We start from the raw sequence: 19,897 nt of genomic DNA on the forward strand, positions 1-19,897 counted from the left end.
AAATGTTGACCTGGTTGGCTGAGCTCAGCCCCTATTTCAGCCCCCTCAATATCTTCCGCTACATCACGTTCCGCACCGGGGGCGCGACGGCGACCGCCATGCTCTTCGTGTTTCTGTTCGGCCCGGCGATCATCTCGATGCTGCGCTTGAAGCAGGGCAAGGGCCAGCCGATCCGCGAGGACGGGCCGCAATCGCACCTTTTGACGAAGCGCGGCACGCCGACCATGGGCGGGTTGATGATCATGGCGGGCGTGCTGGTGTCGGCGCTGCTCTGGGCCAACCTCGCCAACCCCTATGTGTGGGTCGTGCTGTTCGTCACGGTGGGCTTTGGCGCCATCGGCTTCTACGATGATTACCTGAAGGTGACGAAGCAGTCGCACAAAGGCTTCTCCGGCAAGTCGCGCCTCGCCATTGAGGCAATCATCGCAGCCATTGCCTGCATCGCCATCTCCTACATCGAAGCCCCCGGCCTCGCGAACAAGCTGGCGCTGCCCTTCTCGAAGGAGCTGATTTTCAATCTCGGCTGGTTCTACATCATCTTCGCCGGTTTCGTGATCGTCGGTGCAGGCAATGCGGTCAACATCACGGACGGTCTCGACGGTCTTGCCATCGTGCCCGTGATGATCGCGGCCGGCACCTTCGGCTTCATCGCCTATCTCGCCGGCAACGCGGTGTTCGCGAACTACCTGCAGATCCATTTCGTGCCCGGCACCGGCGAACTCGCCGTCATCTGCGGTGCATTGATCGGCGCGGGCATCGGCTTCCTCTGGTTCAACGCACCCCCGGCCCAGATCTTCATGGGCGACACGGGCTCGCTCGCTCTCGGCGGCCTGCTCGGCACCATCGCCGTGGCGACGAAGCACGAGGTGGTTCTCGCCATCGTCGGCGGCCTCTTCGTGCTGGAGATCATGTCGGTGATCATCCAGGTCACGTCGTTCAAGCTCACGGGCAAACGCGTCTTCAAGATGGCGCCGATCCACCATCATTTCGAGCAGTTGGGCTGGACCGAGCCGCAGGTGGTGATCCGCTTCTGGATTATCTCCGTGGTGCTTGCCCTCGTCGGCCTCGCGACCCTCAAGCTGCGGTAACACCCATGACGCCCGTCACCGTCTTCTCCGGCAAAACCCTCGCTCTCTTCGGTCTCGGCGGATCGGGGCTCGCGACGGCGCTTGCCCTGAAGGCGGGCGGATCCCATGTCATCGCTTGCGACGATAACCCGGCGAAGATGGCGGAAGCCGCGTCCAAGGGCATCGAGACGGGCGATCTGCGCGGGCTCGACTGGTCGAAGGTGTCGGCCCTCATCCTTTCGCCCGGCGTGCCGCTCACGCATCCCGAGCCGCATTGGTCGGCAAAGCTCGCGAAAGAAGCAGGCGTCGAGATCATTGGCGACATCGAGCTGTTCTGCCGCGAGCGGGCGAAGATCGCGCCGAACTCTGAATTCATTGCCATTACCGGCACCAACGGCAAATCCACGACGACAGCTCTCATTGCGCACATGATGCGTGAGGCAGGTTGGGATGTGCAGATGGGCGGCAATATCGGCACGGCGATTCTCTCGCTCGAGCCGCCAGCGCCGGGCCGCATCCATGTGATCGAGTGCTCCTCTTTCCAGATCGATCTCGCGCCCTCGCTTGCGCCGAGCGTCGGTATCCTTCTCAACATCTCGCCCGATCACATCGATCGTCATGGGACGATGGAGAATTATGCGGCGATCAAGGAACGGCTGATTGCAAAGGCCGATTGGTCTCTTGTCGGCGTCGAGGATCCCTATAGTGAGGCCATTCACAAGCGCGCGCTCGAACGTGAGGCGCGCGCTAAAGCATCAGGCAAACCCATCGGAAGGCAATATGCCGTTTCGGTCGAGCACGGCGTTGAAGCCGGCATCTCCTTGAAGGGGGAAATGATTCATATGCTGGCCTATCCCGGCCAAGAACGCGATATCGGCAATCTGAACGGCATCTCGACGTTGCGCGGGTTGCACAACGCTCAGAATGCATGCTTCGCGGCGGGCGTCGCGGATATTTACGAGATCTGGCACGACGATCCGGATGTTATTCAGCGCGCTCTTAATACCTTCCCCGGCCTGCCTCACCGCATGGAAGAAGTCGGTCGTCGCGGCGAGACGCTGTTCATCAACGATTCCAAGGCCACCAACGCGGATTCCACCGAGAAGGCGCTCAAATCCTTCGACAACATTCTCTGGATCCTCGGCGGCAAGGCGAAAGAAGGCGGCATCGAGCCGCTGAAGGAATACTTCCCGAAGATCCGCAAGGCCTACCTGATCGGTGCAGCCACGGAAGATTTTGCCAAGACGCTCGGCAGCGATGTGCCGTATGTCCGCAGCGGCACGCTCGACAAGGCCGTCGAGCAGGCGGCTGCCGATGCTGCGGCAATGAACGGCCCGTCGGTCGTTCTGCTCTCGCCGGCCTGCGCGTCCTACGATCAATTTGCCAATTACGAAGTGCGCGGAAACGCTTTCCGCGATTTGGTCCGGGCATTACCCGGCATTGAAGCCAAGGGGGCTTGAACACATGGTGTCGCGCGCGGAACGCTCGGCTTTCAGCGATTGGTGGTGGACCGTCGACCGGCTGCTGCTGGGCGGTTTCGCGGTCCTCATGCTCGCCGGTCTCGTCTTCCTCATGGCAGGCGGTCCGCCTGTCGCGGAGAGGCTGGGGCTGTCGACCTTCTACTTCGTGAACCGTCAGGTCATGTTCCTCATTCCGGCGCTGCTCATCATGCTGCCGGTTTCGTTCCTGTCGCTGCGCCACATCCGCAGGCTTGCGCTTCTCGTTTATCTGGGCGGCATGGTGATGATCCTGCTGGCCTTCAAGTTCGGTCCCGAGATCAAGGGCGCGCATCGCTGGATCATGATCGGCACGTTCGGTCTCCAGCCTTCCGAATTCGTGAAGCCCGCTTTCGTCGTGCTCGCCGCATGGGCCTTCTCGGAAGGCGCGCGGCGCAAGGACATGCCGGGCGCGCTGCTTGCCTTGATGTTGCTTCCCGCCACCATCATCCCGCTCATCCTGCAGCCCGATTTCGGCCAGACCATGCTGGTTACCATCGTGTGGTGCGGCCTGTTCTTCGTGGCCGGATTGCACTGGTTTTGGGTGATGGGGCTCGGCGGCGCGGGGCTGATCGGCATCGTCGCGGCCTATGAATTCCTGCCGCACGTGCGCGCTCGCTTCGAGCGCTTCCTCGACAAGGATTCCGGCGACAGCTTTCAGGTGGATACAGCGATGGAATCCTTCGCGCGCGGCGGCTGGCTGGGACGCGGTCCGGGCGAGGGCACCGTGAAGCGCATCCTGCCCGACGCACATACCGACTTCATCTTCGCCGTCACGGCAGAGGAGTTCGGCATCGTGGTGTGCCTCGCTCTTCTCGTGCTCTTCGCCTTCATCGTGCTGCGCGGCCTCATGCTCGCCCGGCGCAACGAGGACACGTTCTGCCGTCTCGCGGCGACGGGCCTCATTCTCATGTTCGGCCTGCAGGCCTGCATCAACATGATGGTGAACGTCCATCTCATGCCGGCCAAGGGCATGACGCTGCCCTTCATCTCCTATGGCGGCTCCTCGCTGCTCTCGCTGGCGCTCGGCATGGGCTTCCTTGTAGCGCTCACACGCCGCCGTCCGCGCGCTGAGATGATGGAGCACTTCAATCAGGATTGGCAGCGTTGAACAATCAGCCTCTCGTTCTTCTTACCGCAGGCGGCACCGGCGGCCATCTCTTTCCGGCCGAAGCACTTGCCAACGTCCTGAAAGCCTCCGGCTGCCGCGTGGTGCTCGCCACCGACAAGCGCGCCAATGCCTATGCGGGTTCGTTCCCGGCGGACGAGATCATCGAGATTCCTTCCGCGACACCCTCGGGCCGCTCGATCCCGAAGATGGCGAAGGCCGCGTTGCTGCTCGCGCAGGGCACACTGAAGGCGACAAGCGTGATCCGCAAACTCAAACCCGATGCGATCGTGGGCTTCGGCGGTTATCCCACCGTGCCGCCTGTCATCGCCGCATCGCTCTTGAGCGTGCCGACGGTGATCCATGAGGCCAACGGCGTAATGGGACGCGCGAACAAACTGCTCGCGCGTCGCGCCTCGCTCATCGCCACCGGCTTTGCCGACATCAAAGGCGTTCCCGCAGGCGTGCGGGGTCAGGTAATCCAGACTGGCAATCCGATCCGCCCGGCGGTTCTCGACGCGGCGAAGCAGGTTTATTCTCCGCTTGCGCCGAACGGCACAATGCGCCTTCTCGTCGTCGGCGGAAGCCAGGGCGCGCGGGTGATGAGCGATGTGGTACCGCCCGCCATCGAATTGCTGCCGCAGGAAATTCGCTCGCGCCTGTCCATCACCCAGCAGGCGAGGGGAGAGGATCTGGAGCGCGTGCGTGAGCATTACTCACGTCTCGGCGTCGGGTTCGAGGCCGAGCCCTTCTTCAAGGATCTGCCGAAGCGCTTGGGCGATGCCCACCTCGTCATCTCCCGTTCCGGCGCCTCCACGGTCGCAGAGCTGGCGGTGATCGGCCGTCCCTCGATCCTCGTGCCTCTGCCGGGTTCGCTCGATCAGGACCAGGCCGCCAACGCCAAAACCCTTGGGGACCTTGGCGCTGCCATCGTTCTCCCACAATCTCAGTTCACCCCAGAGCGTCTGGCTGGCGAAATTTCTTCCTATTTCGATGCGCCCGACCGCTTGACCAAAGCCGCTGCCGCCGCACATAGCGCCAGCATCACGGATGCGGCCGAGCGTTTGGCTCACGCCGTCCTCAACCTGATACCTTCTAACAAGAACGGAATGCCGTCATGAAACTGCCGCCGAAGCTAGGTCCCATTCACTTCATCGGTATCGGCGGCATTGGCATGTCGGGCATCGCCGAGGTCATGCACAATCTGGGCTACACGGTTCAGGGCTCCGACGCCGCCGACAATTACAACGTCAAGCGCCTCGAAGAGAAGGGCATCAAGACCTTCATCGGCCACAAGGCCGAGAATGTGGAGAATGCCGAGATCGTCGTAGTCTCCACCGCGATCAAGCGCGACAACCCGGAGCTGATCGTGGCGCGCGAAAGGCGCCTGCCAGTGGTGCGCCGCGCGGAAATGCTCGCCGAGCTCATGCGCTTCAAGTCCTGCGTGGCGGTGGCCGGCACGCACGGCAAGACCACCACGACATCGCTCGTCGCGACGCTGCTCGACGCGGGCGGCCTCGATCCCACCGTCATCAACGGCGGCATCATCAATGCCTACGGCACCAACGCTCGCATGGGCGATGGCCAGTGGATGGTGGTGGAGGCGGATGAATCCGACGGCACCTTCCTGAAGCTTCCCGCTGACGTCGCCATCGTCACCAACATCGATGCCGAGCATCTCGATCATTTCGGCACGTTCGACGCGATCAAGGAAGCCTTCCATTCCTTCATCAACTCGATCCCGTTCTACGGCTTCGCAGTGATGTGCATCGATCACCCGACCGTGCAGGATCTCGTGGGCCATATCGAGGACCGTCGCATCATCACCTATGGCGAGAATCCGCAGGCTGATGTGCGCATCATGGATATCGATCCGCGCGGCGGTCAGACCAAGTTCCGCGTGATGATCCGCGACCGCCGCCCCGGTTTCCGTCTTGAACTCGAAGACCTCGTGCTGCCGATGCCCGGCGCGCACAACGCGCTCAATGCCACGGCCGCGATTGCCGTCGCGCATGAGCTCGGCGTCTCGCCCGACGCGATCCGCAAGGCGCTTTCCGGTTTCGGCGGCGTGAAGCGCCGCTTCACCCGCACGGGCGACTGGAACGGCGTCACCGTGTTCGACGATTACGGCCACCATCCCATCGAGATCGCCGCCGTGCTGAAAGCCGCGCGTGCTTCGACGGATGGTCAAGTCATTGCCGTGGTGCAGCCGCACCGCTATTCGCGCCTGTCGTCGCTCTTCGATCAATTCTGCACCTGCTTCAACGATGCGGATTCCGTCATCGTTGCGCCGGTCTATGCAGCAGGCGAGCAGCCGATCCCTGGCGCCGACCGCGACGGTCTCGTGTCGGGCCTGAAGGCGCGCGGCCATCGCAACGTGATGGCGCTCGAAAAGTCGGAAGATCTCGCGGGTCTCATCAAGGGCGTTGCGAAGCCGGGCGATTACGTGATCTGCCTCGGCGCCGGCAACATCACGCAATGGGCTTATGCGCTGCCGGGCGAACTCGAGGCGCTTGGCGAGAAGGCGGCTTGATAATTTGTGGCGCGGCCCAAGGTTTCCTCATCCTGAGGAGAGCGCATCGCGCTCGTCTCGAAGGACGAGGAAACCGCTTCCAGTGGGCTCTGGAGACGCCCTCGTCCTTCGAGACGCGAGCCATGCTCGCTCCTCAGGATGAGCGCTGTGGGGTTGTTGATGTTTCCTGATCTTGTTCCGAGTCTTAAAGCCGCTATGCCGGAACTGCGCGGCAAGCTGGAGGCGAATGCGCCGACGGCGCCGCTGTCGTGGTTCCGTACGGGCGGCCCGGCGCAGGTGCTGTTCACGCCGGCCGATGCGAACGACCTCGCTTACTTCCTTCAGCGTCTCGACCGCAGCGTGCCGGTGCTCGTCGTGGGGCTTGGCTCCAACCTGCTCATCCGTGACGGCGGATGGGAGGGCGTGGTGATCCGCTTGGGCAAAGGCTTCTCGGACATGTCGGTCGAGCCAGGCCTGCGCGTTCGCGCGGGCGCTGGCGCTCCCGATGTGAAGGTGGCGCGCGCGGCGGCGGAAGCAGGCATTGCCGGTCTCTCGTTCTTGCGCGGCATTCCCGGCACCATCGGCGGCGCGCTGCGCATGAATGGCGGCGCCTATGGCGGCGAGACGAAAGATGTGCTCGTCGAAGCCAAGGGTGTCACCCGTACCGGCGAATTCGTGTCCTTCACCAATGCGCAGATGGGCTTCACCTATCGCCATTCCTCTGTACCGGACGATGTGATCTTCACCGAGGCTCTCTTCGAAGGCCGTCCCGGCAATCCGGAAGAGATCCTCGCCGAGATGAACGCGATCACCGAAGCGCGCTCCTCCACCCAGCCAGTGAACACCCGCACGGGCGGCTCCACCTTCAAGAATCCGCCGGGCAAGAAGGCCTGGGAGCTGGTCGATGCCGCCGGATGCCGTGGCTTGCGGATCGGAGACGCGCAGGTCTCCGAGATGCATTGTAACTTCCTCATCAATCACGGTTCGGCCTCTGCCGCCGATATCGAGAATCTGGGTGAGGAAGTGCGTCGCCGGGTTCGCGAGATGTCGGGCGTGGAGCTCGAATGGGAAATCAAGCGCGTCGGCTTCGCCCGAGCCTAAACCCCGAATCACTTTGTTAACGCCCGGCTGGTTCACTGGCCGGGCTGCCATTCAAGGAGCCCTATCATGGCCAAGCACGTTGCCGTTCTCTATGGCGGGTGGTCCTCGGAGCGCGAGGTGAGCCTGGCTTCGGGCCGCGCCTGCTGCAAGGCCTTGGAGGAGAGGGGCTACAAGGTCACCCCCATCGACGTTCAGCCCGATATTGCCACCGTTCTGCAGGCAACCGCGCCGGATGTGGTGTTCAATGCTCTTCACGGCCCGGTCGGCGAGGATGGCACCATCCAGGGTCTCCTGGAGATCTTGAGGATTCCCTATACCCATTCCGGTGTGCTGGCTTCTGCGATCGCCATGCAGAAGGACAAGGCGAAGATCGTCATGGCCGCAGCCGGCGTTTCCGTGCCGAAGGGAATGGTTGTTAACAGAATGGAAGCGGCCAAAAGCCACGTGCTTCCTGCTCCCTATGTGGTGAAACCGATCAGCGAGGGCTCCTCGAAGGGTGTCATCATCGTCCGCGCGGACCGCTCCCATCCCCCTCAGGAACTCATGCGGGACGACTGGGCTTTCGGCGAGCAAGTCCTTGTAGAATCATATGTTGCGGGCCGCGAGCTCACCTGCGCGGTCATGGGCGACAGGGCCCTTGGGGTCATCGACATCCAGCCCGCCACCGGGGTCTTCTACGACTATGACGCAAAGTATGTGAAGGGCGGGTCCATTCACATCCTCCCGGCAGAAATTAAACCGAATATTTACCAAAAGGTCCAAGAGTTGGCGTTAACGGCGCATCAAGCGCTCGGCTGCAGGGGAATCAGCCGTGCCGACTTGCGGTACGACGACACCCCCGGGGGAACCGGGGAACTCGTGGTCCTAGAGGTCAACACGCAACCCGGCCTGACCGAGACGAGCTTGGTGCCAGAATTGGCAGCCCATGCGGGCTATACGTTTGGCGAGCTTGTGCAATGGATGGTGGAGGACGCTACCTGCAACCGATGACGGCCTACCCGGCCGGCGCCGTTGCTGCGCGTGCTGCCTCCCACAGGCAGCCCCGAATCAAAAAGTTCTTCGGCTCCTCGCGGAGCGTTCGTCGGCGCTCCGCCGGCGTCCCCCTCGAAAAGCGCATCCCGCGCTTCCTGGGCACCTGGCTCACCCTCGGCTTCTACACTGGCGTCGTGACGCTCGGTCTCTGGCAGGGTGGCCATCTCGACACCTTCATCCGCGATAACGGCCAGCCGCATCATGCGATTGCCCGCGCACTCGGCCTCGGCCTCGAGCGCGTGACGATCTCCGGCATTGCGCAGATGCGCGAGGCGGAAGTGCTCGCCGCAGCCGGTCTCAACGGCAAGCAATCGCTGGCCTTCCTCGACGTGAACGATCTGCGTGAGCGCCTCGAGCATGTTCCGCTGATCGAGAGCGCCACCGTGCGCAAGCTCTATCCGAACGAGCTCGTGATCACGCTCACCGAGCGCCAGCCCTATGCGGTTTGGCAGAACAACGGCGAGCTTTTCATCATCGCAGCCGATGGCACCGTCATCGACCTCATGCAGGACGACCGCTTCACCAATCTGCCCTTCGTGGTGGGCGAGAGCGCCAATGTCCGCAGCAAGGAATATCTCGCGCTCCTCGATGCAGCTGGTCCGCTCAAGGGCCGCATCCGCGCCGGCACGCTCGTTTCCGGACGCCGCTGGACGCTCAAGATGGACAACGGCATGGACGTGCGCCTGCCGGAGCAGGGCGCATCCGATGCGCTCGCCCGTCTCGTGAAGCTCGAGAACGAACAGAAGATTTTGGAAAAGGACGTGCTCGCGGTCGATCTGCGCATGGCAGATCGCGTCGTGGTGCGCCTCACGGAAGAGGCGGCTCTGGCCCGCGCCGAGTCGCTCAAGAAGAAACCGATGCGCGGCAAGGGGGTCGATACATGAGTCTCTCGGGTCACGGGCTAACGCCGCGCCTCAAGCCTTTGTCTGCGCGCAAGAGCGCCATCCTCTCGGTCCTCGATATCGGAACGAGCAAGGTGGTCTGCGTGGTGGCGGAGCTGAAGCCGGCCGATGAAAGTGAATCGTTGCGCAGCCGCACCCATGTGGCGCGCATCCTCGGCATCGGCCATCAGCGTTCGGCAGGCTTGAAGGGCGGCGTCGTTGTCGATCTGGAAGCAGCGGAAACATGCATTCGTCAGGCCGTTCATGCGGCCGAGCGGATGGCGAAGGTGGAAATCCAGTCGGTGATCGTCAACCTCACCGGCGGGCGTCTCGCCTCCGAGCATTTCGATGCGCATATTCCGGTGCGCGGCGCCGTGAATGCCGGTGATATTCACCGCGTTCTCGATGTGGCCTCCGATTACGATCTGCGCCGGGGCAGGGCGGTTCTTCACGCGCTGCCGACGGGCTTCTCGCTCGACCAGCAGAATCACATCGTCGATCCCGCCGGCATGATCGGCGAGCAGCTCGGCGTCGATCTGCACGTGGTCACCACGGAAACGGCGGCTGCGCGCAATCTCATGCTCGCGGTCGAGCGCTGCCACCTCGGTGTGGAAGCGGTGATCGCATCTCCCTACGCTGCCGGCCTCTCGGCTCTCGTCGATGACGAAGCCGATATGGGCTGCGCCGTCGTCGACATGGGCGCGGGCACAACGAGCGTAGGCATCTTCTCCAACGGGCATCTCGTGCATACGGATGCCATCGCCGTCGGCGGTCACCACGTGACCATGGACATCGCGCGTGGTCTCACCACCCGCGTCTCCGCTGCCGAGCGGCTCAAGACTCTCTACGGTTCCGCGATCACGTCGAGCGCGGACGATCGGGACATGATCGCGGTGCCGCAGGTCGATGAGGACGAACGGGACGTTCCGAACCATCTGCCGAAGTCGCATCTCGTTCGCATCATCAAGCCGCGAGTCGAGGAAATTCTCGAACTCGTGCGCGATCGCCTCAAAGGCGCGGGCTTCGCAGCCCAGGCCGGACGGCGCGTCGTGCTGACGGGTGGCGCAAGCCAGCTCGTGGGCTTGCCGGAAACGGCGCGCCGCATTCTGCAGGGCCAGGTTCGTGTCGGGCGTCCGCTCGGCATCAAGGGTCTGCCGGAAGCGGCGAAGGGCCCCGCTTTTTCGGCGGTGGTCGGCCTCCTGGTTTATCCCCAGGTGGCGCATATCGAGTATTTCGAGCCGCGCTCGAGCGGCTTGTTTCAGAGTACGGGAACCGACGGCTACTTCTCGCGGGTGGGCCGGTGGATTCGCGATAGTTTTTAAATGCGTAACGCGATGGCGCGGCGGGTCATCGGGTAGAGTTCAAGTCAACACAGTAAGCGTCGGCCAAACGCTGTCAGTCAAAAGGCCAAAGAGGCACAGGTCATGGCAATCAATTCGCAAACTCCGGACATTCGGGAACTCAAGCCGCACATCACTGTCTTCGGTGTCGGTGGCGCCGGCGGCAACGCCGTGAACAACATGATCGAGTCGGGTCTGGAGGGCGTCCAGTTCGTGGTGTCCAACACCGACGCGCAGGCGCTGACCTCCTCCAAGGCTCCGCGCGTGATCCAGATGGGCATTCAGGTGACCGAAGGCCTCGGCGCCGGTTCGCAGCCGGAAGTCGGCCGCGCCGCCGCTGAAGAGGTGATCGACGAGATCCGCGATCAGCTCGCAGGCTCCCACATGGTGTTCATCACCGCCGGCATGGGCGGTGGCACCGGCACGGGCGCTGCTCCCGTGATTGCCCGCGCTGCTCGCGAACTCGGCATCCTCACAGTCGGTGTCGTCACGAAGCCGTTCCAGTTCGAGGGCGTGCGCCGCATGCGTCTGGCTGAGGCCGGCATCGCCGAGCTGCAGCAGGCTGTCGATACCCTCATCGTCATCCCGAACCAGAACCTCTTCCGCGTCGCCACCGAGAAGACCACCTTCGCCGACGCCTTCGCGATGGCCGACCAGGTGCTCTACTCGGGCGTGGCCTGCATCACCGACCTCATGGTCAAGGAAGGCCTCATCAACCTCGACTTCGCCGACGTGCGCTCCGTCATGCGCGGCATGGGCAAGGCCATGATGGGCACGGGCGAAGCCTCCGGCGAGAAGCGCGCGATCCGCGCCGCCGAGGCTGCCATCGCGAACCCGCTCCTCGACGATGTGTCGATGAAGGGCGCGCGCGGCCTGCTGATCTCGATCACGGGCGGCAACGACCTCACCCTGTATGAACTCGACGAAGCCGCCACCCGCATCCGCGAGGAAGTGGATCAGGATGCCAACATCATCCTCGGCGCCACCTTCGACGAGAGCCTGGAAGGCATCATCCGCGTCTCCGTCGTGGCCACCGGCATCGACCATGCGGTTCTGGAAAACGCCGGTGACCTGTCGGCCACCGAGCAGCGGATCTCCGAAGTGGCCGAGCGTCTGCGCGCCGAAGCCCGCTCCCGCGCCACCCAGGCCCAGCCTGTTCCTACCTTTCGCGCCAACCCCCAGCTCGCCGAGCCGGTGAAGGCTGCCCAGCAGATCCTGACCGAGGGCACCCCCGTCCTCGCTCCCGCTCCCGTGGCTGCCGTTCCGCAGGTCATGGAACCGGCTCCCCAGCCGGTGATCCGCGACGACGTGGTGCTCACCCCGGCCCAGCCCAAGCCCGCGATGTCCTACGAAGCTCCGGCTCCGCAGGCTCCGGTCTATGACGAGCCGGCGATGGACGATTCCTTCATCCCACCGCAGGCCGAGCGCGCCATGCGTCCGGCCCGGATGCCGCGAATCGACGAGCTGCCGATCCCGGCTCAGAATCAGATCCGCGCCAGCCGTGGTGAGATCGACCCGGTTCAGGAGCACAAGCCGTCCCTGATGCAGCGCCTCGCCACCATGGGCTTCGGCCGCCGCGAGGAAAACCAGCAGGTTCAGGTGGATCCTGCTCCCCGCCAGGAGGCTCCGCGCCAACAGATGTCCCCGGTTCACGCCGAGTATGCCCGCCGTCCGGCGCCGCAGGCTCAGCGTCCCGCCCCGCGCGGTGCCGAGGACGATCAGCTGGAGATTCCGGCCTTCCTCCGCCGCCAGGCCAACTAAGCCTGTAAGGTTTGTTACAACGGGAAGCCCCAGCCGCACTCGCGGCTGGGGCTTTTTTCGTAAAAGCGTTAGTTAACAAAGGGTTAACACTTATCCACTCTGTAACAGAACGTTAAAAAGCGTGATTTGGCCTAGGCTGTAGTGGGGACTATGTTCCCCATGTCGAAAGGGCGAGGGTCCTACTTCGATCCCGCCGATCAACAGTTTGAAGCGAACGCATTGCGCGGCTTTTTCCAAAGCGGCGATCATGTTCGAGGTTCAGAGATAATGAAGCAAAGCCATCAAACCACGCTCCGCGCCGCCGTTACGCTCGTAGGTATCGGCGTTCATTCCGGAGATGAGGTGAGGATGATCCTCCACCCGGCGGAGGTGAACCATGGCATTGCTTTCCTGCGCACCGGCCTGCCCGGCGGCTTGGACCGTCTCATCGACGCCCGCCATCTGGCTGTGACCGCCACCGAACTCTGCACCGTCATCGGCGACCGTGAGAGCGGCGCCGTCGCCACCATCGAGCACCTCATGGCGGCCCTGACGGGTCTGGGCATCGACAACGTGCTCGTCGAGATCGACGGCCCGGAAGTGCCTATCCTCGACGGCAGCTCCGCCCCCTTCATCGACGCCATCGATCAGGTCGGCATCGTCGCCCAGGGCGCCAGCCGCCGTTATATCAAGGTTCTCAAGCCCGTCCGCGTGACCCAGGGCAAGGCCTTCGCCGAGCTTCTCCCGAACGAGCGCGCCTTCCGCCTCGACGTGGAAATCGACTTCCCGACCCCGGTGATCGGCCGTCAGCGCAAGGCCATCGACCTGTCACCGTCCGTGTTCCGCCGCGACATCTCCCGCGCCCGCACCTTCGGCTTCATGCGCGACGTGGAGAAGCTCTGGAGCGCGGGCTTCGCGCTGGGCGCTTCCCTCGACAATACGGTCGCCATCGGCGACGACGGCATCATGAACCCGGAAGGCCTGCGCTATGCCGACGAGTTCGTGCGCCACAAGCTTCTCGATGCTGTCGGCGACCTGGCCCTGGCCGGCCTGCCGCTGCTGGCCACCTACCGCTCCTATTGCGGCGGCCACCGCCTGAACTTCTCCGTGCTCGAGGCCCTGTTCTCCAGCCGCTCCAACTACGCCATCGTGGACGGCGCTCCGCGCCGCGAGCCGGGCTATTTGGATGTCAGCAGCGCGGCCCGGACGGCTTTCGCTCCTGAAGTTCACTGAAGATCTTCCTCTTTCAAGAGCCTGCCGAGCGCCCTTTGGCCGCACGGTTTCTGACCGCTTTGCGCCATCGATCTGGGTAAAGCCGCTCGGATGGGGTTGGCTCTTACCCCCCGCATAGGTTAAAGAACCTCGGTGCATCGTTAGAAAATCACCGGGCACCGATTTTGGAGGACCGCGAAGCCATGTCTTTCGCGAAGGTTTACTTGAGCTTGAGAACCGCTGCCGGGCGCGCCCTGATGGTTGGCGCCTGCGGCTTGGCACTCGCCGGCTGCGACACCCTGTCGTCGATCAACCCATTCGACAAGAGCGAAACCTACAAGCCGGAAGTCGTCGCCGACGTCCCGGCCGAGGAGATCTACAACGACGGTCTCGCGCGCGTTCAGAAGCGTGACTTCGAAGGCGCCGCCAAGAAGTTCAACAGCCTGGACCGCCAGTACCCCTATTCCGAATGGGCCCGCAAAGGCCTGATCATGGAAGCCTACGCCAATTACGAGGGCGGCATGTACGAGGAAGCGATCACCGCTTCCAAGCGCTATCTCCAGCAGCATCCGAACACTTCGGACGCCGCTTATGCGCAGTACCTGATGGCTTCGTCCTACTACGATCAAATTCCGGACATCACCCGCGATCAGGCCGCCTCCGAGCGCGCGATCTCGGCGCTTCAGGACCTGATCCAGCGTTATCCGAGCTCCGAATACGTGGCCGATGCCCGTAAGAAGATCCAGGTCGCCGCCGACCAGCTCGCCGGCAAGGAGATGGAAGTCGGACGCTTCTATCTGCAGAAGCGCAACTATTCCGGCGCCATCAACCGGTTCCGCACCGTGGTGTCGCGCTATCAGACGACCCGACACACGGAAGAGGCGCTCGAGCGTCTCACCGAGGCCTATATGGCCATGGGCATCGTCGGCGAGGCGCAGACCGCCGCCGCCGTTCTCGGCCACAACTTCCCTGACAGTCCCTGGTACAAGGACGCCCACGCATTGCTGACCAAGGGCGGCGTCGCGCCGCGCGAGGACTCCCAGTCCTGGATCAGCAAGGCCTTCCGTGGCGTTCCCCAGGTCGGTCAGCGGGCGGGGTAAGCCTCACCTCCCATGCTGATCCAGCTGGCGATACGCGACATCGTCCTCATCGACAGGCTCGAGCTTCATTTCCACGAGGGACTCTCCGTCCTCACGGGTGAAACAGGCGCGGGCAAGTCCATCTTGCTCGATGCCTTTGCCCTGGCTCTTGGCGGACGCGGCGACGGAAGCCTCGTCCGTCATGGCGAATCTCAAGGGCAGGTCACGGCCGTTTTCGACTGCCCGTTGGATCATCCGGCGCGCCGCATCGCCCGCGACGCGGAGATCGATGTGGACGGGGATCTGATCCTGCGCCGCGTCCAGGTCGCCGACGGGCGCACCCGCGCCTTCGTCAACGACCAGCCCGTGAGCGTCCAGGTACTCAAGGCCATCGGCGCGACCCTGGTCGAGATCCACGGCCAGCACGACGACCGCGCCCTGGTGGATCCCGTCAGCCATCGCGCCATCCTCGATGCCTTCGGTGGCCTCTCCGACGAGCTTCAGGCCGTCTCTGACGCCGCGCGCCGGGTGCGCGAGGCGAGGGCGGCCCTGCAGGAGCACCGCAGCCGGATCGAGAAAGCCCGCAAGGAAGCCGATTTCCTCCGCCATGCCGTGGATGAGCTGACCAAGCTCAATCCTCTGGCCGGCGAGGAAGAGGCTCTGGCCGAGCGCCGGGTCGTGATGATGCAATCCGAGAAGGTGGCCCAGGACCTGAACGAGGCCTTCGAGGCCGTCGCAGGCAACTCCTCTCCCGTTCCGGAACTGTCGGCCGCTCTGCGCAAGCTGGAGCGCCGCAGTGCCCAGGCGCCCACCCTCGTGGACCCGAGCGTGAAAGCCCTCGATTCGGCGCTTGTCGCCATCGACGAAGCTCGCGCGGCCCTGGAAGAGGCGATCCGCGCCACCGAATACGATCCCCGCGAGCTGGAGCAGACCGAGGAGCGTCTCTTCGCGCTTCGCGCTGCCGCCCGCAAATACGATGTGCCCGCCGATGAACTGGCGGCCCTGCGCCAGCGCTTCGAGGGCGATGTCGCCGCCATCGATGCAGGCGAGGAACAGCTGTCCGGTCTCGAGACCGCGCTGAAGGAGGCCGATCAGGTCTATCTGAAGGCCGCCCGCAAGCTCTCCGAGGGCCGCAAGAAGGCGGCTCAGGCGCTCGATTCCGCCGTGCAGGCCGAGCTGCCGCCGCTCAAGCTGGAGCGCGCCAAGTTCATCACGGAAATCCAAACCGACGAGGACAGCCGCGATCCGTCGGGCTTCGAGCGGGTGGAGTTCTGGGCCCAGACCAATCCCGGCACCCGTCCCGGTCCTCTCATGAAGGTGGCATCCGGCGGCGAGCTGTCCCGCTTCATGCTGGCGCTGAAGGTGGTGCTGGCAGACAAGGGCTCGGCTCCGACCCTCGTCTTCGACGAAATCGATACCGGTGTCGGCGGCGCGGTGGCGGACGCCATCGGCCAGCGTCTCGGACGCTTGGCCAAGCGTGTCCAGGTCATGGCCGTGACCCACGCCCCGCAGGTGGCCGCCCGCGCGGAGAGCCATTTCCTCATCGCGAAGGAAGGCGTAAACGGCGCCGAAGACCGCGTGGCGACCCGCGTCATCCCGCTGGAAGCGACGCCCCGCCGCGAGGAAATCGCCCGCATGCTCGCAGGCGCGACAATCACCGAAGAAGCCCGCGCCGCAGCTGCTCGGCTTCTGGAAGCAGCAGCGCATTAACAGGACGCGCATGAGGCATGCCATTCAGGCCTCTACTGAAATTCGCTGAAGCCGGCTAACCACTTGATAAGGGATCGGGGCGCACACAAGTGTCCCCGACCTTGAGCGGCGCAATGCCGTTTCCGAACCGTTCTATGTCCAACGCCAGGGCTTCATCCTTGTGAGGCACGAACCTCCCCCAGCCGTCGACCTGAAACGTAAGCCAGCTCTTTGGCTTCTGGTGCTCATCACCTTCAGCGGCACTCTGGCGATGCACATGTTCGTGCCGGCGCTCCCAATTGCCGCGCAGGATCTCAGCGCAAGTATCGCCTCTGTGCAGATGTCCATCAGCCTTTACATTCTTGGGCTGGCATTCGGACAGCTCATCTATGGCCCACTCTCCGATTGCTTTGGACGTCGGCCGATCCTGATGATCGGGCTTGTTCTCTACACAGTAGCCGGGATTGCCGCCGCTGCTGCGCCTGGGGTTTATGCTCTGGTTGCCGCGCGGCTATTCCAGGCTCTGGGCGGGTGTGCCGGGCTGGTCCTCGGGCGCGCCATGGTGCGAGATATGTCCGGCCCTGAAACGGCTGCCCGGCAGCTTGCCGTGATGAACCTCATCGTGGTGATCGGTCCAGCACTTGCGCCTCTCTTCGGCGGGCTGCTTGCCACCACCTTCGGCTGGCGCTCCATTTTCCTGCTGCTCATCGCGCTTGGCGCGTCGAACCTTTTCTTTGCATGGCGCCTCCTGCCGGAAACGGGACAGCCTTCCGGCACAATCAGCGTTCTCTCCTTGGGTCGTGACTACAAGGGCCTCCTCGGCTCGCGCGCCTTCCTCGGCTACACCATCGGCGGCAGCTTCGCGACGACGTCGGGCTATGCTTTCATCGCGGCATCGCCCTTCATTTTCGAAGAATTCGGCCGACCTGCCCATGAGGTCGGCATCGCCCTCGGATTGATGGCGGTGGGGGCTTCCATCGGCAGTGCTTTGGCCAGCCGCTTCATCGGCAGGGTGAAGATGGAGCGCCTGATGGTGGAAGCTAACGCCGTGAGTACCCTTGCAGCATTGATGCTCCTCAGCCTCGTTCTGCTGGGCGTCGTCGATGTGTTTTCTGCGGTTGGCTTGATGATCCTGTTTACGATGGGAGCGGGCCTGTCGAGCCCTGCCGCACTGACCAAGGCAGTGAGCGTCAATCCTAGATTGATCGGCTCGGCCGCGGGCCTCTACGGGTTTGCGCAAATGGCGGTCGGTGCCATCTGCACCTCCTTGTCCGGGCTGGGGCATGACCCGGCACTTGCAGCGGCATGCGTGCTGGCGGCCTCAGGGATCATCAGCCAGGTCGCATTCGGGATTGCCTTGCGAAAGGAGGGCGCCACTGAGGCTTAGTCAAGAATTATCTGGGGTCTGAACCCTGGAGAGTCGCGCCTAAGACGCTATGGTTCATCCAACGCCAACCTCGATTCGATCATGTCCGCAAAAAACACCCCATCTCTGAAGTCCGTCGATGAACTGACGCTCAAGGAAGCCCGTGCCGAGCACGAGGCGCTGGGCGTCGAGATCGCGGAGCATGACCGGCGCTATTACGAGGAAGACGCGCCCACGGTCTCGGACGCGGAATACGACACCTTGCGCAAGCGCTACGAGGCGCTGGAGGGCATGTTCCCCGAGCTGAAGACGTCGGAGAGCCTGACGCAGAAGGTCGGCTCCAGGGCTTCCGAGAAATTCGCCAAGATCAAGCATCGCATCCCGATGCTCTCGCTGGCCAACGGTTTCGCCGATGAGGAGGTGGAGGAATTCGTCGAACGCATCCGTCGCTTCCTGCAATGGAAGGCCGATGCGCCGCTCGTGTTCACGGCGGAACCGAAGATCGACGGTCTGTCGCTCAGCATCCGCTACGAGAAGGGCAAGCTCGTCTCGGCGGCGACGCGCGGCGATGGTGCGGAAGGCGAGGACGTGACGGCGAATGCGCGCACGGTCGACGACATTCCGCATGTGCTGAAAGGCGCAGATGTTCCCGACGTGTTCGAGGTGCGCGGCGAGGTCTATCTCTCGCACAAGGATTTCGCGGCGATCAACGAGCGCCAGGAAGCGGCGGGCAAGCCACTCTTCGCCAATCCGCGCAACGCAGCCGCCGGCAGCCTGCGCCAGCTCGACCCAAAAATCACCGCATCGCGTCCTCTATGCTTCTTCGCCTATGCCTGGGGCGAGGTGAGCAAGATGCCCGCCGATACGCAATCCGGCATGATGGATGCGCTGCGCGGCTTCGGCTTCAAGGTCAACAAGCTCACGCGCCGCTGCTCGAGCATTGCCGAAATGCTCGAGCATTATCATGCCATCGAGACGGATCGCGCCAATCTCGGCTACGATATCGACGGCGTTGTCTACAAGGTCGACGACTTGGGCTTGCAGCAGCGTCTCGGCTTCGTGTCGCGTTCGCCGCGCTGGGCGCTGGCGCACAAGTTCCCCGCACAGAAGGCGGTGACTGTTCTCGAGGGCATCGAGATCAATGTGGGCCGCACGGGCTCGCTCAATCCGATCGCACGCCTGCGCCCCGTGACGGTGGGCGGTGTTGTGGTGTCGAATGCGACATTGCACAACGAGGATTACATCAAGGGCATCGGCGGCAACGGCGAGAAGATCCGCGAGGGCGTCGACATCCGCATCGGCGATACGGTGATCATCAACCGCGCGGGCGACGTGATCCCGAAAGTGCTCGACGTAGTGCTGGACAAGCGCCCCGCTGATGCGAAGCCATACGAATTTCCCACGCAATGCCCCGCCTGCGGCAGCCATGCGGTGCGCGAGGTCAATCCGCGCACGGGCAAGGAGGATGCGGTGCGCCGCTGCACCGGCGGCCTCATCTGTCCGGCGCAGGCGCGCGAGCGCCTCAAGCATTTTGTCTCGCGCAACGCCTTCGACATCGAAGGAATGGGCGAGCAACGCATCGATGAATTCTACGAAGAAGGCATGGTGCAGCGTCCGCAGGACATCTTCACCCTAGCCGAGCGCAACGCGCGCAGCCTCAAGCGTCTGGAGAACAGGGAAGGGTGGGGCGCAACGAGCGTCGCCAACCTCTTCGCCGCCATCGAGGCACGTCGGTCGATTGAACTCAACCGCTTCATCTTCGCGCTCGGCATCCCGCATATCGGCGAGACGTCGGCGCGCCTGCTCGCGCGCCATTTCGGCACCTTCGAAGCTTTGCGTGAAACGGCCAATGCCGCAGCCGATCCTGAATCGGAAGCGCATGCGGAGATCACCGCCATCGGCGGCATCGGCCCCGTCGTGGCCGAGGCCGTCGTCGAGTTCTTCAAGGAAGAGCACAACGAAGAGATGCTCGATGCTCTGCTAGCGCAGGTGAATGTGGAGCCGATGGAAGCGCCGGCCACCATCGACTCGCCTGTCGCTGGCAAGACAGTGGTCTTCACCGGTTCGCTCGAACAGATGACCCGCGAGGAGGCGAAGGCCATGGCCGAGCGTCTCGGAGCGAAGGTTGCGGGCTCCGTGTCCAAGAAAACCGATATCGTAGTGGCTGGTCCCGGCGCGGGCTCGAAGCTCGCCAAAGCCGCCGAGCTCGGCGTTCAGGTGATGGACGAAGACGGCTGGTTCGCGCTTGTCGGGCGCAACGGATCGTGAGTGGAA

15 protein-coding genes are annotated in these 19,897 nt (G+C 63.6%); all 15 read left to right on the forward strand.

The genetic code is table 11. From position 1 onward, the window contains the following. Nucleotides 1-2: 2 nt before the first annotated feature. A complete protein-coding gene (gene mraY / locus MJ639_RS10880; protein WP_243371612.1) occupies nt 3-1,088 on the forward strand; it encodes a phospho-N-acetylmuramoyl-pentapeptide-transferase in 1,086 nt (361 codons plus the stop codon). A 5-nt stretch (nt 1,089-1,093) separates the two neighbouring features. Then, entirely contained in the window at nt 1,094-2,527 is a 1,434-nt protein-coding gene (gene murD, locus MJ639_RS10885; RefSeq protein WP_243371615.1) for a UDP-N-acetylmuramoyl-L-alanine--D-glutamate ligase, read from the forward strand. Nucleotides 2,528-2,531: 4 nt separating this feature from the next. Further along, nucleotides 2,532-3,674, forward strand: coding sequence for an FtsW/RodA/SpoVE family cell cycle protein (locus MJ639_RS10890; protein WP_243371618.1), 1,143 nt, complete (start codon nt 2,532-2,534; stop codon nt 3,672-3,674). Continuing rightward, nucleotides 3,671-4,792: an undecaprenyldiphospho-muramoylpentapeptide beta-N-acetylglucosaminyltransferase gene (gene murG / locus MJ639_RS10895; protein ID WP_243371621.1), complete on the forward strand. Its 1,122-nt coding sequence runs from the start codon at nt 3,671-3,673 to the stop codon at nt 4,790-4,792. The genes MJ639_RS10890 and murG overlap by 4 nt, the downstream gene beginning before the upstream one ends. Continuing rightward, on the forward strand, nt 4,789-6,204 hold the full coding sequence (gene murC / locus MJ639_RS10900) for a UDP-N-acetylmuramate--L-alanine ligase (RefSeq protein WP_243371623.1): 1,416 nt from the start codon (nt 4,789-4,791) through the stop codon (nt 6,202-6,204). The genes murG and murC overlap by 4 nt, the downstream gene beginning before the upstream one ends. Before the next feature lie 156 nt (nt 6,205-6,360). After that, nucleotides 6,361-7,284 carry a UDP-N-acetylmuramate dehydrogenase gene (gene murB / locus MJ639_RS10905; protein ID WP_243371625.1) on the forward strand — a complete coding sequence of 308 codons (924 nt, stop codon included), beginning with the start codon at nt 6,361-6,363 and terminating at the stop codon, nt 7,282-7,284. A gap of 66 nt (nt 7,285-7,350) precedes the next feature. Next, nucleotides 7,351-8,274: a D-alanine--D-alanine ligase gene (locus tag MJ639_RS10910; RefSeq protein WP_243371627.1), complete on the forward strand. Its 924-nt coding sequence runs from the start codon at nt 7,351-7,353 to the stop codon at nt 8,272-8,274. Continuing rightward, a complete protein-coding gene (locus MJ639_RS10915; RefSeq protein ID WP_243371636.1) occupies nt 8,241-9,200 on the forward strand; it encodes a cell division protein FtsQ/DivIB in 960 nt (319 codons plus the stop codon). The genes MJ639_RS10910 and MJ639_RS10915 overlap by 34 nt, the downstream gene beginning before the upstream one ends. Then, entirely contained in the window at nt 9,197-10,519 is a 1,323-nt protein-coding gene (gene ftsA / locus MJ639_RS10920) for a cell division protein FtsA (RefSeq protein ID WP_243371637.1), read from the forward strand. Before MJ639_RS10915 ends, ftsA begins: the two co-directional genes overlap by 4 nt. Nucleotides 10,520-10,621: 102 nt before the next feature. Continuing rightward, on the forward strand, nt 10,622-12,298 hold the full coding sequence (gene ftsZ / locus MJ639_RS10925) for a cell division protein FtsZ (protein WP_243371638.1): 1,677 nt from the start codon (nt 10,622-10,624) through the stop codon (nt 12,296-12,298). Nucleotides 12,299-12,565: 267 nt separating this feature from the next. After that, nucleotides 12,566-13,510: a UDP-3-O-acyl-N-acetylglucosamine deacetylase gene (gene lpxC / locus MJ639_RS10930; RefSeq protein ID WP_243371639.1), complete on the forward strand. Its 945-nt coding sequence runs from the start codon at nt 12,566-12,568 to the stop codon at nt 13,508-13,510. 236 nt (nt 13,511-13,746) lie between these two features. Beyond that, the gene (locus MJ639_RS10935; RefSeq protein WP_423790787.1) at nt 13,747-14,589 is read left to right on the forward strand and encodes an outer membrane protein assembly factor BamD; all 843 of its coding nucleotides are present in this window, start codon (nt 13,747-13,749) and stop codon (nt 14,587-14,589) included. 12 nt (nt 14,590-14,601) lie between these two features. Continuing rightward, nucleotides 14,602-16,278, forward strand: coding sequence for a DNA repair protein RecN (gene recN, locus MJ639_RS10940; RefSeq protein ID WP_243371644.1), 1,677 nt, complete (start codon nt 14,602-14,604; stop codon nt 16,276-16,278). A 160-nt stretch (nt 16,279-16,438) separates the two neighbouring features. Next, nucleotides 16,439-17,644 carry a multidrug effflux MFS transporter gene (locus MJ639_RS10945; RefSeq protein WP_243371646.1) on the forward strand — a complete coding sequence of 402 codons (1,206 nt, stop codon included), beginning with the start codon at nt 16,439-16,441 and terminating at the stop codon, nt 17,642-17,644. Nucleotides 17,645-17,725: 81 nt separating this feature from the next. Beyond that, nucleotides 17,726-19,891 (forward strand): NAD-dependent DNA ligase LigA, encoded by a 2,166-nt coding sequence (gene ligA, locus MJ639_RS10950; protein ID WP_243371648.1) that lies wholly within the window; start codon nt 17,726-17,728, stop codon nt 19,889-19,891. Nucleotides 19,892-19,897 lie beyond the last annotated feature (6 nt).

The sequence above is a fragment of the Microvirga solisilvae genome (assembly GCF_022808595.1).
GTDB classification, from domain to species: domain Bacteria; phylum Pseudomonadota; class Alphaproteobacteria; order Rhizobiales; family Beijerinckiaceae; genus Microvirga; species Microvirga solisilvae.